This window comes from Methanosarcina sp. WH1 (assembly GCF_000970005.1).
Taxonomy (GTDB): Archaea; Halobacteriota; Methanosarcinia; order Methanosarcinales; family Methanosarcinaceae; genus Methanosarcina.
Genome location: NZ_CP009504.1, coordinates 2,750,736 through 2,765,369 on the forward strand (window position 1 = coordinate 2,750,736; position 14,634 = coordinate 2,765,369).

The 14,634-nt window shown below is 43.5% G+C and carries 12 protein-coding genes and 3 pseudogenes; 4 read left to right on the plus strand and 11 right to left on the minus strand.

The features are described 5' to 3' along the window. Window positions 1-206: 206 nt before the first annotated feature. Window positions 207-935 carry a type 1 glutamine amidotransferase gene (locus MSWH1_RS12015; protein ID WP_048128835.1) on the plus strand — a complete coding sequence of 243 codons (729 nt, stop codon included), beginning with the start codon at window positions 207-209 and terminating at the stop codon, window positions 933-935. Window positions 936-1,234: 299 nt separating this feature from the next. Here the strand turns inward: MSWH1_RS12015 and tnpA are convergent. The 4 genes and pseudogenes from tnpA to MSWH1_RS19220 all read right to left on the minus strand — a co-directional run. Next, a pseudogene (tnpA, locus tag MSWH1_RS12020) lies at window positions 1,235-1,641 on the minus strand (IS200/IS605 family transposase). A gap of 173 nt (window positions 1,642-1,814) precedes the next feature. Next, window positions 1,815-2,345, minus strand: coding sequence for a KEOPS complex subunit Cgi121 (cgi121, locus tag MSWH1_RS12025; protein ID WP_369798529.1), 531 nt, complete (start codon window positions 2,343-2,345; stop codon window positions 1,815-1,817). A gap of 346 nt (window positions 2,346-2,691) precedes the next feature. Next, a pseudogene (locus tag MSWH1_RS17600) lies at window positions 2,692-2,991 on the minus strand (IS5/IS1182 family transposase); the annotation flags it as partial. A 165-nt stretch (window positions 2,992-3,156) separates the two neighbouring features. Beyond that, window positions 3,157-3,486: pseudogene (locus tag MSWH1_RS19220) on the minus strand (transposase); the annotation flags it as partial. A gap of 13 nt (window positions 3,487-3,499) precedes the next feature. Here MSWH1_RS19220 and MSWH1_RS19225 point away from each other — a divergent pair. After that, window positions 3,500-3,712: a DUF1670 domain-containing protein gene (locus tag MSWH1_RS19225; protein WP_231585471.1), complete on the plus strand. Its 213-nt coding sequence runs from the start codon at window positions 3,500-3,502 to the stop codon at window positions 3,710-3,712. A 400-nt stretch (window positions 3,713-4,112) separates the two neighbouring features. Here MSWH1_RS19225 and MSWH1_RS12045 read toward each other — a convergent pair whose 3' ends face one another. The 6 genes from MSWH1_RS12045 to coaBC form a co-directional block, all read right to left on the minus strand. Continuing rightward, complete coding sequence (locus MSWH1_RS12045; RefSeq protein ID WP_048128840.1) at window positions 4,113-5,348, minus strand: adenosylhomocysteinase; 1,236 nt, start codon at window positions 5,346-5,348, stop codon at window positions 4,113-4,115. 314 nt (window positions 5,349-5,662) lie between these two features. Next, complete coding sequence (locus MSWH1_RS12050; RefSeq protein WP_048128843.1) at window positions 5,663-6,961, minus strand: amidohydrolase family protein; 1,299 nt, start codon at window positions 6,959-6,961, stop codon at window positions 5,663-5,665. A 464-nt stretch (window positions 6,962-7,425) separates the two neighbouring features. Next, window positions 7,426-8,070, minus strand: a complete 645-nt coding sequence (locus MSWH1_RS12055; protein ID WP_048128845.1) for an HD domain-containing protein — start codon at window positions 8,068-8,070, stop codon at window positions 7,426-7,428. Between the two features lie 61 nt (window positions 8,071-8,131). Next, complete coding sequence (locus tag MSWH1_RS12060; RefSeq protein WP_048128849.1) at window positions 8,132-8,893, minus strand: 4-phosphopantoate--beta-alanine ligase; 762 nt, start codon at window positions 8,891-8,893, stop codon at window positions 8,132-8,134. A gap of 144 nt (window positions 8,894-9,037) precedes the next feature. Then, a complete protein-coding gene (locus tag MSWH1_RS12065) occupies window positions 9,038-9,940 on the minus strand; it encodes a pantoate kinase (protein WP_048128851.1) in 903 nt (300 codons plus the stop codon). A gap of 202 nt (window positions 9,941-10,142) precedes the next feature. Then, entirely contained in the window at window positions 10,143-11,390 is a 1,248-nt protein-coding gene (gene coaBC / locus MSWH1_RS12070; RefSeq protein WP_082088246.1) for a bifunctional phosphopantothenoylcysteine decarboxylase/phosphopantothenate--cysteine ligase CoaBC, read from the minus strand. A gap of 366 nt (window positions 11,391-11,756) precedes the next feature. Here coaBC and MSWH1_RS12075 point away from each other — a divergent pair, with 366 nt between their 5' ends. Beyond that, entirely contained in the window at window positions 11,757-12,800 is a 1,044-nt protein-coding gene (locus tag MSWH1_RS12075) for a Vms1/Ankzf1 family peptidyl-tRNA hydrolase (protein ID WP_048128853.1), read from the plus strand. Between the two features lie 424 nt (window positions 12,801-13,224). On the opposite strand, the gene MSWH1_RS12080 is transcribed toward MSWH1_RS12075, so the two are convergent. After that, window positions 13,225-13,437 (minus strand): hypothetical protein, encoded by a 213-nt coding sequence (locus MSWH1_RS12080; protein WP_048128855.1) that lies wholly within the window; start codon window positions 13,435-13,437, stop codon window positions 13,225-13,227. Between the two features lie 297 nt (window positions 13,438-13,734). Between MSWH1_RS12080 and MSWH1_RS12085 the strand changes: the two genes are divergently transcribed. Beyond that, a complete protein-coding gene (locus MSWH1_RS12085; protein ID WP_048128857.1) occupies window positions 13,735-14,580 on the plus strand; it encodes a 23S rRNA (uridine(2552)-2'-O)-methyltransferase in 846 nt (281 codons plus the stop codon). The last annotated feature ends 54 nt before the right edge of the window (window positions 14,581-14,634 follow it).

Sequence of the window (14,634 nt, forward strand, 5' to 3'; positions counted from 1 at the left end):
TCCCTTTGTCTGTTTGTCTGTTAATGTGATCTGTTAACACAATAGGATATTAATATCTATTGGAAAGACCTGAGGACAGATATTTATCTTAGGAAATGTTTATCGAAGAAAATCTGAAAAAACATTAATAAAACAGCATATGGTTGAGCTGAATCTATTTTTAGAAAGATAAATGCTGATTCTACTAATAAAGAAAGTGAAAACCCATGAAAATACATTGCCTCCAGCACCTGAAAAACGAGACCCTTGGAAACATAGGGACCTGGGTGTCCCTGAAAGGGCACAGCCTTACAAAAACTCTGCTTTATGAAAAACCTGTCTTTCCTGAGCCTGAAGAGTTCGATATGCTCCTGATAATGGGGGGCACGATGAGTGTTTATCAAGAGAAAGAGTTCCCATGGCTAAGATTAGAGAAAGAGTTTGTAAAAAAAGTGATAGATACAGGCAAACCTGTGCTTGGGAGCTGTTTTGGAGCACAGATGATTGCAGAGGTTCTGGGTGGAAAAGTTGCCAGAAACAGGTTCAAAGAAATAGGCTGGCACAGGGTAAAAGCTCTGGCAGAAGAAAACCTGAACAATGGAGGAGGAATAAACTCAGAGCTTCCTGCAGGCTTATTTCCCGAATTTACCGCATTCATGTGGCATGGGGACACTTTTGAAATCCCGGAAGGCGCAGTAAAACTTTTCGAAAGTAAAGCCTGCCCGAACCAGGGTTTTATTTACAGGGGAAACATCCTCGGACTACAGTTTCACCCTGAAGCTGACAGGCGGTGGATAAGAAATCTTATAGAAGATTCGGGGCACGAACTTGTTGAAGGAAAGTTCATCCAGTCCGAAGAGGAACTACTAGGACACAAACACCTTCTTGAAGGCTCTCAGAATATTGCTTTTTCTCTGATGGACTGGTTAGAGGAAAAATGTGAAAAATTGAAGTAAAGGAGAAGACGTTGAAGTATGAACGAAGATAGTGAACTACCCCGCCCTGCTTTCTGATGAAAGCGAGGGCGGAACTTCCTTCGAGTGATTACGTTACTTGGATATTTGCATAATGCAAGTATTCATCTGTAATCCTGTTTGTCGAAGATTATAAGAAAATTTCTGATAGCCTGTCCACAAAGCATTTTGTGATAAGAATCGCTTCATGATGTTGATAACACTATTTCTATCTCTATCAATAACGTTTCCACAATCACATTTCATAATTATTTCCCAAAGAGGCATGTCGTGTCTTTTCTTCAGTTGGATTGATCTTGATCTTCTTCGTCAGATGCATATTTGCCCTGGTTCTCAACATATTGCTTCAGTATATCTAAGGTTACTTGCCCTGTCGATGCGATAAAATACGATCTTGACAGAACGCATCTTTCCATAACATAGTTTTTACTTCAGGGAAGTTTTTATGAATCTCCCTTAAAGTTATTGTCTTGATGGTGTTGATATATTTTGGAATATCAAGCGAAGGTTTTGCTGAAAATAAAAAATGAAAGTGTTCTTTATCACACCCGATATTCAGCACTTCAATATCGAATGTTTCACTTATGTTATGGATTTTAGTTTTAGGAAAATCGACAACAAAAGAGTTCGTTAGAACTTTTCTCCTATATTTCACACACTGAACGAAATGATAATGAAGTGAATACACAGAATGGCTTTTAAGATCCAGTTTACACTAAATAGATATAACCATATCAATGTAACTATAAGCATAAAGAATTATGCTACTGTTGTTTTGTAGAAGTTGACGGCTTTCATCCTCCACCTGCCAGCCTTCGGCTGTCTAAGAAGGGGACTTCTCACCTTAGAGTTAAATTATGCTCATTTTAAGAAATCTGCCAGCGCCACTCTCTCGATTACGAGTTCAGGGATATGTTCTTCTCCTGAAGCTGCTATTTCTGCATCTGTAATTCTGAAGAGAGAAAAAATTCCTTCCCTTTTGGAATCGGAATAAGCCAGCAGTTCAGAACAGGATTTTTCTTCGATTAACTTCCGAAGTTCGGAGAAAACAAGAAGCACATTATCCATTTTTCCAAGCAGCACGAAAACCGCATTATTTTCTCCTTCATGTAGCCCTATAGAAAAACTCCTTTCAATCTGCCGCTCTCCAGATGCATAACGCATGATCTCGATGCCCGGATCTTTTGCCACATTCCTGCCTGTCGCGACAGCCCTGAGAGCTTTCCCCACTGCAAAATGAAGATGCCTTTCGCCCGCTATCAGGTTAGCATTCAGGCCCTGAACGGTTACCTCGTTTTCGGAAGCGATTGTGTTTATTATTTTTAGAAACCCGGGAAGGTCCGGAATTCTCACCGCTCCACAAATAACCTGGATTTCCCTTTGCATTTCCATACTCCTGCCATATCCCGGGCTTTACAATAAGGATTTCGGTTGGAAAAATGTGTGAGGAAATGAACAGGCACTCTGAAACCTTATATAAAAGTTTTAATTCTTCGAGGATATATACATAATTAGGAATAAAATTAAGGAAGTAGGCAAGTATATATTGTAACTATTCAGCCACTGATAAAAAAGTATGTTTACTCAGCAAAAAAAAGTATGTTTACTCAGCAAAAAAAAGTATGTTTACTCAGCAAAAAAAAGTATGTTTACTCAGCAAAATGCTGTAATTCTCAGGATAATAGCGGCGCTCCATTGAGCGCCGCTAGAATAGCATCCATTAATGGTGCTTTTTATCTTAACTCTCAGCCAAGTGTTTTAACCCCTTTTTGTCACTAATAAAGAACGCAGTAATTGCCCCTGTCAAAAATACAGCCAAAAAGCAGTATTTTTTTACAGAAAGCATCGTATATCGGTGTAAATTCTCCATATTGCACGTTTTTTTGGTTAATTTAAATACATCCTCAATGAGAGATCTAATCGGTCTAAGTCCTCCGCAATTTTCCATCAAAGATTTAAATTTTGCTACAAGTCTTTTATATATTTTCTTTTCTTCTTCCGTATTTTTCTTCGAATCAAATATGTTCAGAGGATAGCTTAACATATCGAAAATTCAGAGGATAGCTTAACATATCGAAAATTCAGAGGATAGCTTAACATATCGAAAATTCAGAGGATAGCTTAACATATCGAAAATTCAGAGGATAGCTTAGCATATCGAAAATTCAGAGGATAGCTTAGCATATCGAAAATTCAGAGGATAGCTTAGCATATCGAAAAGTTTGTTATAATTGCAATTTATTCTTGGAAAAATAATCGGAACTATTTTGTATTTTGCTATTCCTATTACATAATTTTCATGTGAAAAATAACCTTTATCGAAATAAAGTACATCTCCTGGTTTTATTTTCGTTCTTCTCTTTAGCTCTTGTAGAATCTGGGGATAAACCATTTATTCACTAACATTTGCTTCATTAACGATGAAAGCTAAAGGTTTTAAGCTTGGATATTCCATGGCAAGACTCAGTTTCATCCCTATGAAATAACCTCGATGTGTAGAGTGTCCCCACTTAAATTCTCGATCTTCTAATATTGTAGAATTATATTTGAAAGGATACACTCCCACTGAGATCCAGAGATCAACAAGGCATTCATTGCAAAGCATAGAGTGTTATATCAAAGATTTTTCCCGTGTCTCTATTCTTACTCAGAGAGAGGAATCACTGGACAATATCCGATTAATCATCGGCATTTCAGAACGTTTGGTAAAAGAGTACCAGGAACTTTTCATAAAATACGAGGTTTGGCTATATAGGTGATCCTGATGTAGTTAAATTATTCGTTAAAAAAATTGTTGAGTTGAATAATCAGTACTATCTACGAGATGAGTTTGTTCGTCCGGGTCAAACGAGGTGGCTTGCTTTATTGAAAAGCAATAACTAGAGAAATGAAGGGTCATATGAACATATCTGAGCGTGAGTGCATATGATTATATCTTGGATAGAGTGAGCAATAGGTGCGAGATGCTATCTCTGGCTCAACTCATCCAAGAAAAAAGTGCACTGAGTTGAAACTGAAAAGCTTTCCGCTCAATTTGAAGAGGATACAAAATAATGCACAGTAAATATTGCCCCTGCCAATTATGGAAAGAGCCGATATTCACTGCACCCTAAGGCTCAAGAGTTGAAAAATGAAATTATTCTCTGCTTCTTTTTCTATTTATGTCCCGCACTCCCATCCGTTCATGTAGCATTCCTGCTTGGAAGTAAGTTCGTCGGTGCTTATGCCCATTGATTCAAGCTTCAGTTTTGCCACGTAGGTATCAAGTTCCCTTGGGACCCCGTGGACTCCGTTCAAAAGAGTATTTTCGGCAATGTAACGTACACAGAGAGCCTGGTTTGCAAAACTCATATCCATGACCTCAGCAGGGTGCCCGTCCCCGGCAGCGAGGTTTACAAGCCTGCCTTCGGCTATGACATTAATGCGCCTGTTCCCTAGATCATATTCTTTGATATTGTTCCTGACAGTCCTGACGGATTTTGCAAGGGAGGTGAGAGCTTCCATATCGATTTCCACATTGAAATGTCCAGAGTTTGCAAGGATTGCCCCGTCCTGCATGACCTTAAAGTGGTCAGCTGTAAGGATATCACAGTTTCCTGTGGTCGTTACAAAGATCTCTCCTATTTTTGCAGCATCTGCCATTCTCATGACCCTGTACCCGTCCATTCTGGCTTCAAGGGCTCTGATGGGGTCTATTTCAGTGACGATTACATTCGCTCCCAGTCCTGCAGCCCGCATTGAAACCCCGCGTCCACACCAGCCGTAGCCTGCGACAACAACGTTTTTGCCTGCTACAAGGAGGTTTGTGGTCCGGTTTATCCCGTCCCAAGCTGACTGGCCCGTCCCGTAGCGGTTGTCAAAGAGATACTTGGTCATTGCATCGTTTACCGCTATTACCGGCATCTTAAGGGCTCCGTCCTTTTCCATGGCATGAAGCCTGTGGACTCCTGTAGTGGTTTCCTCGCAGCCTCCGAGAATCTTCGGGAGCATACCTGGCCTTTCTTTGTGGAGTTTGAATATAAGGTCTGCCCCGTCATCGATTGTGATGTCGGGCTCAATGTCAAGGACTTTATCTATTGCTTCGTAATACTCGCTCGTACAGCACCCGTATCTTGCAAAACAGCTTATATTTTTCCGGGTATCGAGAGCTAGTGCCACATCGTCCTGTGTGCTCAGGGGGTTGCAACCTGAAATTGCAACCTGTGCACCACCTGCAGCCAGTGTTTCTACAAGGACTGCGGTTTTTGCTTCAACGTGAAGAGCCATTCCTACTTTAAGCCCTTTCAGGGGTTTTTCTTCCTCAAATTTCTCCCTGATGATTGCAATTACAGGCATGTGGCTTCTTGCCCATTCCATTTTCATGTTTCCGGATTCTACAAGTTCTTTTTCGGTCATGATGATCCCGTCATATCAAATAAATGATTGAATAATCAGATAAACGATTGAATTAAATGACTAATGTGGTTGAATAATCAGATAAACGATTGAATTAAATGACTAATGCGGTTGAATAATTAGATGAACGATTGAATTAAGTGACTAATAAAGCTGGTACTTTGATTTCTCTAAACTTTTCAATGATTATTCTCAAACTGAAACTCTGGTTGCCGGCAGATTAAGGCGGACCAGTGGTTAAGTTCGGCTTTCAGGTATTTATTGTTCCTGTATGATTAATGTATCATGCGTTATGCGTCATCCCCTGGAACTTTTCAGGCGTTTGTCCTTGCTACAAGCTCTTCTGCGGCTCTCCTGGCTTCTTCCACCACTTTCTCCTCGTCCAGTACAAGTACCCTGTAATTGTCCATAAGGACTTTTCCGTCCACGATTGTTGTCCTGACATCGCTTCCTTTTGCAGAATATACCAGATGGGACGGGACATCGAAGCAGGGGGTGAGGTGCGGCTTTTTCATATCCACTATAATTACATCCGCATTCTTTCCTACCTTCAACGTTCCGGTTTCCGTGCCAAGGGCTTTTGCCCCGTTAACAGTTGCCATCTCAAGTACCTGGCGAGCCGGAAGAGCAGTCGGGTTGCCTGTGCTCACTTTATGCAGAAGGGCAGCAGTCTTCATTTCTTCAAACAGGTCAAGGTTATTGTTTGAGGCGCAGCCGTCAGTACCAAGGGTGACATTCATTCCCTTTTCCAGCATCTTGTATACCGGAGCAATTCCGGATGCCAGTTTCATATTACTTATGGGGTTGTGGGATACATTTACTCCCCTTTTCCTTAAAATCTCTATATCCCCATCCGAAAGCCAGACACAATGGGCAGCAAGTACATCAGGGCCGAAGAAACCCAGGTCTTCGAGCAGGTGCACAGAGCACTTTCCGTACCTTTCTTTCATTGCATTCAGTTCAGCTTCGGTTTCCAGGACATGGATATGGATGCCTGCTCCATCCCTGCGGGCTTCTTCTTTAACTTTTGCAAGAAACTCTTCTGAGCATGTATTCGGGGCATGGGGTCCGTACATGGTTTTTATCCTGCCGCCTGCCGCTCCCTGCCAGGCCTGGACAAAGCGCTTTCCTTCCTTAAGGTCAGCTTCTCCTTTTTCTTTGTTCCAGAGCTCTATCAGGCCGTGGGAAAGTGAAGCTCGAAGTCCCGATGCTTCAACAGCCTTTGCAGTTTCGTCCATATAAAAATACATGTCTGCAAAGGCTGTTGTTCCGGATTTGATCATTTCCAGGCATGCAAGCAGACTACCCCTGTAAACATCTTCTGCCTTCAGCTGGGCTTCAGCAGGCCAGATGTGTTTCTCAAGCCACTCCGCAAGTTGGAGGTCGTCGGCATAACCCCGGAAAAGGGTCATTGCTGCATGGGTGTGCGTGTTTGCAAGCCCTGGCATTACAACCGAACCCTTTGCATCGATCACGGTATCGGCATTTTCTTTGGTTTTTTCCCCGATTTCAGTGATCTTTCCGTCTTCAATAACAACAGTCCCGTTTTTAAGGTCCCCCACATCAGGGTCCATCGTTAAAACATAAGCATTTTTTATTATTATGTCAGCCATATGATCATATCCGTCAGGTTTGAACTGCAACTTTGTTGGACTTCAACTTTATTGGACTTCAACTTTATTGGACTTCAACTTTATTGGACTTCAACTTTATTGAACTGCAACTTTATTGGACTTCAACTTTATTGGACTTCAACTTTATTGAACTGCAACTCGTTAGATAATGGACTCAAGTTTAAGATGTTATCCTAAAAAAAGTTGTCCTGAGAATTCTCCTTAATTCTCCTGTATTTTTCATAAAATACAAGTCATTATACAGTGCGAATCTTTATAAATTGTTTATGGCTAGTAAGGCCTGGAGTTTTCAGGGTTCAGGTTTCAGGGTCTCGGAAGAAAAATCGGCTTTTGGAGCGTGATCAGGAACGTAAAGATTTTGCTGCTCCAAATACTCAGCCGGGATTTTTCTGCTCCAACTCCTTAAAATTAGCTATCTTGTGGTTTTTTTACTTGCAGGGAATTTATTTGCCGGCTCCGGTTTCCAGGTTCAGGGCTTCAAGGTAGAGGCTCATTATCTTCAGCCTTTCTTCTGCAATCCTCTTTGCTGTAGCGGTATTCAGCTTTCCGGGGATAGTGAAAGGCTTGTAGTGCATGTATTCGTTAAAGCCTTCAACCGGGTCCTGCACATAGACAGTCTTTTTTGAACTTCCTTTATCTATTCCTGTTAAGTGCTTCAGCATCCGGAGAGCTCCCATTGAAAGGATAGACCTGAAAATTCCAATTGCTCCCAGGGCATCAAGCCGATCGGCATCCTGAAGAATCCTGGCTTCTATTGTTTCCGGGATTTTCCCCCCGCTAAACCTGTGAGTCAGGATGCAATATGTCACAGCTTCAACAGTCTTTTTTTCGACGCCTGCCCTTCCCAGGAATTCAGAAGCTATCTCCGCACTGTAGAGGGCATGGTCTCCCCCCTCTTCATGTTCTTTGATAACCCCAACGTCATGCAGAAGAGCCGCGAGCTGAAGAGTGACAAGGTCTCCTCCTTCTTCTTTCTGGATCTCCTTGCAGAGGGCTTCTACACGGGTTATGTGGGACATATCATGGGAACTGGGCTCCCCTTCATGAAAAGTAGCCGCAAATTCCCTCGTTTTTTCTATAATATCCATGTAAGTGTCCTGCTTTCGGGTGGGTATTTTATTTTCAGTATTTTGTTTTCAATGTTCTTTTTCAGTATTCTATCTCTGCGACCAGGGTCTTGAGGTGTTCCTGAATTTCGGAAATCGCTTCGGAGAGGGTTTTTTTGTTTTCATAAGTGGTTATCAGCTCCACAAGTGCTTCTTTTCTCTCCTTTTTCATTTCCTGTGAGAGCTTGGCCATATTTTCAAGAGCCCTTGTAAGGTTATCCACAATTGATATTGTGGCGGTCTTGGAGGTCCGTGAAAGGGGGTTCAGGTCAATTGTTATGACAGTTTTTCCCATTTTGACAAGTTTCTCACAGCGGTCTCCATCTTCCAGGGGAACAAGCACAACATCTGCAATGTAGATTCCCTTACTGTCAACAAGCCTCCTGTCGTGGGAGAGTTCAAGGCTTGCATCCGGATTTTTTCCAAGCACCTCTGAAGCTCCACTGGCCTTCAGATGTTCTATTATGAGGTGTACCCGGGTATCGGTCCTGTGGAAAAGGTTTACTTCAATCTTAGCTCCGGTAATGTCTGCCAGGGAAACGACTTTTTCAGGAGCCAAAGCTGCAACATTCCCATTTACGGAAATAACAGGGTTTTTTGCCAGAAGCAGTGCAGCAACTGCCGCCCTTTCTGCATACAGAGCAGCTTCCGTACTGCGCTCGCCTATAAGGTAGTCAAAGCTTTCGCCTCTTCCCTGGGCAATAAGCCCCTGAATACTTGTAATTCCCATCTTTACCCCGGCTGCAACCTTTTCACGGGCGAGCAGGGATTCATACCTTGGGTGATCTGGGGGTATATCGGTCATATCTGTCGCTTACCTTTTTAATCTGATAATTGTTATCTGATAATTGTTATCTGATAATTGTTATCTGATGCTTTTTATCTGATTCCATTACTTGAACTTGCTAGTTCCATTAATATTCAAAACATAAAAAGCTCCACCTGAAGCTCAATCATAAAGTAATTTCGGTATACAGGTACTCATGCCATATTCCATAACCTGCCCGAATTCCTGGAGGGCTTCATAGAGCTGGAATTCCTGGGTATAGGGGGCGATTGCAAAAACCGTATCTCCAAGCATTGCCTGGGAAGCCATTCCTCCGCTCGCATGTGCAACCTCAATTACATCCTTTGCCGTACTGCTCATGAGGCCGGTATTGTTGGCAAAGTCTTTTGCCTGCTGCATAAAGTTTTCGAGAGTTGGCTTTTTAAGCAGTTCAGACATTGCGATTTTTCCAGCAGCATTAATCCTTCCTGCTGCAACCTCGTCTGTCAGGACAGAGTCTGTAGAAATCTCCCCTAATGCAATGCAGAACACTCTTGCTTCAGGAGCTGGAATTCTGTCTATGCTTCCGAATTCAGGTCCTCCGGGCTTCAGCCTGATTACCACTCCACCGTTGGACTGAGCAGCAATGTCCCCAAGTCCGCTGCAGTTAACGACTTCAGCTACATGAGCGTATTCAGTCAGGTGTTTTGCGGTCTTATTTAAGGAAAGCGCCCTGTTCAGAGCATAAGCTGCCCCGAGTGCTCCTGCTCCCGAGGCTCCAAACCCGCACCCAATCGGAATTTCTGCCCAGCTCTTTACTCTTAAAGGCACATCGGTTAACATATCAATCACTGTACGGGTGGTTCTGCCTTCAACTCTCTTTCCATTGAGGAAGATCTCGGTCTTTTCCACGGATTTTCCAACCATTACCTCGGTTGTAACTCCTCCATTCAGAACAATTCCACAGCCGGTAGATCCCTTGCGGTGAGGGTCATTATGCTCATGAATCTGAAAAAAACCTGTTATATGCCCTGGAGCATATGCTTTTGCTAAAAAGTCTGCCCCTTCACTCTCGTATGTATACATATAAAACGCCCTTTTTGTTGTTAAAACTATTTTTTAGAGTTCATTTTCATTTTGTAGAAATTCCGTTTATGGAAATTTCTGTTTTGTATAAATTGTGCAGGACAATTTGCAGAATCAGCTGATATAGCAGATCAGGTACTGTACCGTCTCCGGTTAGTTGGTCTTAATTTTCCAAAATCGATCAGGTTTGTCAAAAAACCTGTCATGAGTTTAAAATCCCGGCTACCTCCTCAAGAATACAAGCTGCAAGTTTGCGCTTGTTTCCGGTGACGTGCCTGGGTTCACCTTTCCCAAGCAGGTAAAGTTCATTTTCTTCAGTACCCATTCCACCTTTTCCAACGTCGTTTGCTGCAATCATATCGAGTTTTGTTCCTTCAAGAGTTGCAGTTGCCCTTTTAAGGAGTTCTTCTCTCCCGACTCCTGTTTCGGCTTTAAAACCTATGATCACGAGTTCAGGGTATTTTTCCCTGCATTCCCTTATTAGTTTTCGAGTGGTTTTCAGCTTGAGCGCAAACTCTCCTCCCGATTTGATCTTCTCCGGAGAAGGCTCAACTGTATAATCTGCAATTGCTGCAGAACTTATTAGGACGTCATATCCAGTATCCAGTTCCGAGAGCACGGCTTCGGTCATTTCCGCGGCACTTTCGGCAAAGACCTCCCTGATCCCTACAAGCCTGAGCCTGTCCCTGTGCACAAGGGTTACATCAGCTCCGCTGCGGTAAGCTTCAAGGGCAAGTTCTCTGCCGGTCTTTCCGGAAGCCCGGTTAGTGAGAATACGTATAGGGTCAAGGCTTTCAGCAGTGGAACCACCTGTAATAAGCACTTTCCGGTTTTCCAGGCTTCGGTTTCCAAGAGCCCTTTCAACCTCAAGCACTATTTCTTCGTTTGAGGCAATTTTTGCAATGCCTTCTTCGAACTTGGGGCCCACCATGGAGATCCCCCAGCCTTTCAATTTTGCTACATTTTCAACCACAGCCGGGTGCCTGTACATGGACTCATGCATTGCAGGGACAACCATGACAGGGATTCCGGAGCCAAGCGCTGTTGTTGCAAAAGAGGTAACTGTAGTATCGTCGATTCCACAGGCGATCTTTCCTATGGTATTTGCTGTTGCCGGCGCTATCAGGAGGAGGTCTGCTCTGCCCTTAAACCCGCAAAATTCCACGTGCTCCACCCTGCCTCCAAGTTCCGTAATCACAGGGTTTCCGGTAGCATAGTGCAGGGCGTCAGGGTGCAAGATGTGCTGTGCAGCCCCGGTCATGACTGCGTGGACTTCTGCCCCGTTCCGGATCAGTTCCCTTGCAAGTTCAACTACCCTGACCGCTCCTATACTCCCGGTAACACCGAGGGCAATGGTTTTTCCGGCAAGGGAAGAACTCTTCTGTCCCTGGATCCAGAGGGTAGGGTGGATTTTATCAGGCATGTACCGGCCAGGATTTTGCCTGTCCATCCAATCCTTTGATTTTACTCCATCCGGTTCATTTTGACCTGAATTTTCAGGTTCAAGTCCGGGAACATCTGGATTTTTCTGGCCAGGATTCATTTGATCCTCCGCTTTTGAGACTCTTTCAATGGTTTTTATCATTCAGGCACCGAAATAATCGATAAGAATTAAGTATGGAAATGAGCTCACTTTTTTTAAAAAAATCCTGAAATCACAGTGACATTAAATATGATATTCTTAAAACTTTCGAAATATAAGGACCGATTATGTAATTCGCATAATTAATAAGGTATTGCTACTATTATACAGTCCAGTTGCTTTTGGGAGTTTCTTGGAGTGTATGAGATATTATGAGAAAGGGCAGGAAGGCAGATGACCGATAAAATAGCTGCAAAAAGAGAAGTTACCGTAGATGGAAAAAAAGGTTTGGGCACCATTCTAGGAAAAATCTCCGGAAAAAACCGGCTGGAACTTGAGGTTGACAGGCTTAACTCCAGGATAGTTGAACTCGAACTTGACCTTCGGGGTGCAAAAAACCAGCTTAAAAAGAAAGAAGCCCTTGCAAGGCAGGCAGTTGCGGACAGGCAGGAAGCCGAATCCCGTTTAAACCAGGAGCTGGTCCGGACCCATACCCTTTCCCACGAACTTGAAACGATAAGAAATGAGTCCCAGGGCAAGCTGGAGTTTCGCGGAATTGAAACCCTGAGCCAGTCGGCTGTTAAGGCTTACCTTTCCAAACTCAAGTCCTTTCACTCTCCTGCAAATGACCTTTTAACCGTTTATCTGCCCCCCGGAACTCGCCTTTCAGCCATTCTTCCCGAAAAAACCCCTGGCATGATCGAAGAGGAGACCCGCTCCCTTCTTGATAGGCTTGACCCTGAAACTGGCATGGTCTTTTTCTACGACCTGCACCGCATGATTTCCGAAGCCATAGTCCCCCCAGTTCCTGTTTCCCTCCCCACCTGGCATCTTAAAGACAGCTTTGAAACCGCCTCCCTTGAGGAAAGCCTGAACACCGACTATCGCATGCTCGTCCTTGTCCTGCATGCAGGTGAGTCTTTCATAGGCTTTGCCCCTGATGCCCGGGTCTTCGATACGGAAGAACTTATCAAGAGCAGCGTCAAGGAAAAACACAGCAAAGGAGGTTTTTCCCAGCGCCGTTTCGAACGCCTCAGGGAAGAGGATATTGCCCACCATATGGATAAAGTCTTTGAAACCCTGAGAAAAGTCCTTGAAGAAAATCCCGGAATAGACTGTGTTATCATGAGCGGAGATTCCCAGCTTATAAGAGAAGCCCAGAAGCGCCTCCCTCTGAACCTTGAGGTTATCGAAAAGCCGGCTGATCTTAAGATGGAAAAGATAAGCGGGGAAGAAATCCTGAGAACGGTTTTGAGCTGCAGAAGATATTTGCTCTGAAGCATCAGAAGTTTCAAGAGTAGCCGTTAAGTACCTTAAGAAGCTCCGGCATCAGCCTACTCATATGTCGAATATTATTGGACGTCTGAAAGTGTTAGCTATAAAATGGACTCCACGCTTCCTATGGGGTGATCACTTCCGATATATTTTGCTAAGTGTGAATGGAATGGGGCAGGTTCAAGTATCAGGTTTTCTAATGATCAATCGTCCCCCTACAAATTATACTATGGATCGATTGATAATAGATACTTAGCGTTAACTTATACTTTACCGACTAGTCCCGGACCAATGACTTCTATTGCGACACAATTTAATAGCGGTAAAAGTTGGGCAAGTGATGGACGTCCTGGATACTATGATGAGCAGAATGTTATTACTCATGAATTTGGCCACTGGATGAAGTTGGGTGATTTATCTCCTTCTTTTAGTTCTTGCAGTTGACTTTCTTGCAGTTGTTTTTTTTGTTGTCGGCAGAGTCTGTGACCTGCTTCTCGACGTCGTTTTCTTCAGGGTTGATCCCCCCAAGAGTTCCTGCCAATGTTTCAAGTGCATTCACTCTTTTTCTCTGAGCTTTCACCGCACGACCGACTTCAGCGTAACCGGTAAATTGTTTTGGTTTTCTTTTTCCCTTCGGCAATTCCGATAGCTCCATCACAAAACCAGGTGGATTTCTCCGCATTGGATCTGATGATGAACCACCTGCGAGCGGTATGTATGGCCATGGATCATCCGGAATAGGAATTGGGTTTATGGGTGTAGGTTCATCCGGCTCTTTACGGCCAGCTATATATGAAGTTTACAATGCTGTCACAAAAAAATAAAGACTCAGGAGTTTATCAACAAATGATTATGGGATTGATTGACAGAAATTAAGATTAGCGAAGAGACAATTTTTGCGTAAGCTATATGAGCTTTCAGTGCAGGGAAGGTAGCAATGGCAAGAGATAGAAGAGATTATTATTATCACCAGGCAAAAGAGGATGGGTACCGGTCCAGGGCTTCCTTCAAGCTTAAACAGATCAATGATAAACATAAAATAATCAATCGTGGAGACTCGGTTGTTGATTTGGGTGCAGCTCCGGGCGGGTGGCTCCAGGTTGCAAAAGAGCTGTCCGGAGGGAAGGTTCTGGGCGTGGACCTGCAGAGGATCACTCCGATTGAAGGAGTCGAGACCATTGTGGGCGACATAAACGCAGACACGACAATACAGAAGATTATCAAGATTGTAGGGGCTAAAGGAGCTGATGTGGTGATCTGTGATGCAGCCCCCAACCTGTCAGGAAACTGGTCTTACGACCATGCGCGGTCAATCGAACTTACGACCTCAGCTCTTGAGTGCGCAAAAAAGATTCTCAAACCAAAAGGTAACTTTGTGGTCAAGGTCTTTCAGGGCGACATGTTCAACGATTACCTGGACAAAGTCAGGGACAATTTTGTCCGAGTCAAGGCTTATTCCCCGCAAGCTTCAAGGTCGCAAAGTGCGGAAATCTACGTAATCGGGAAAAAATTCCTTACGGCCCCTTTCAGGAGAGGAGACAAATTCGTTGTGGATATAGAGAAGCTCGGTTCAGGTGGAGACGGAGCTGTCCTCATTGAAGGGTTTGTTGTCTTCGTAAAGGAAGTTGAAGTCGGAGAAAAAGTCTGCATTAAAATAACGGATGTCAAACCTAACTTTGCTTTTGCCGATGTTGAAGAAAGGCTTGAAAAGTCTGAGAATCCTGAAAACTCCGGGAATACTGAGAATCCTGAAAACTCCGGGAATACTGAGAAAACCGAATAAATCCTTAGAATCATGATGATACTGAATAAGTTCTTAATAAGTGTCAGGAATATG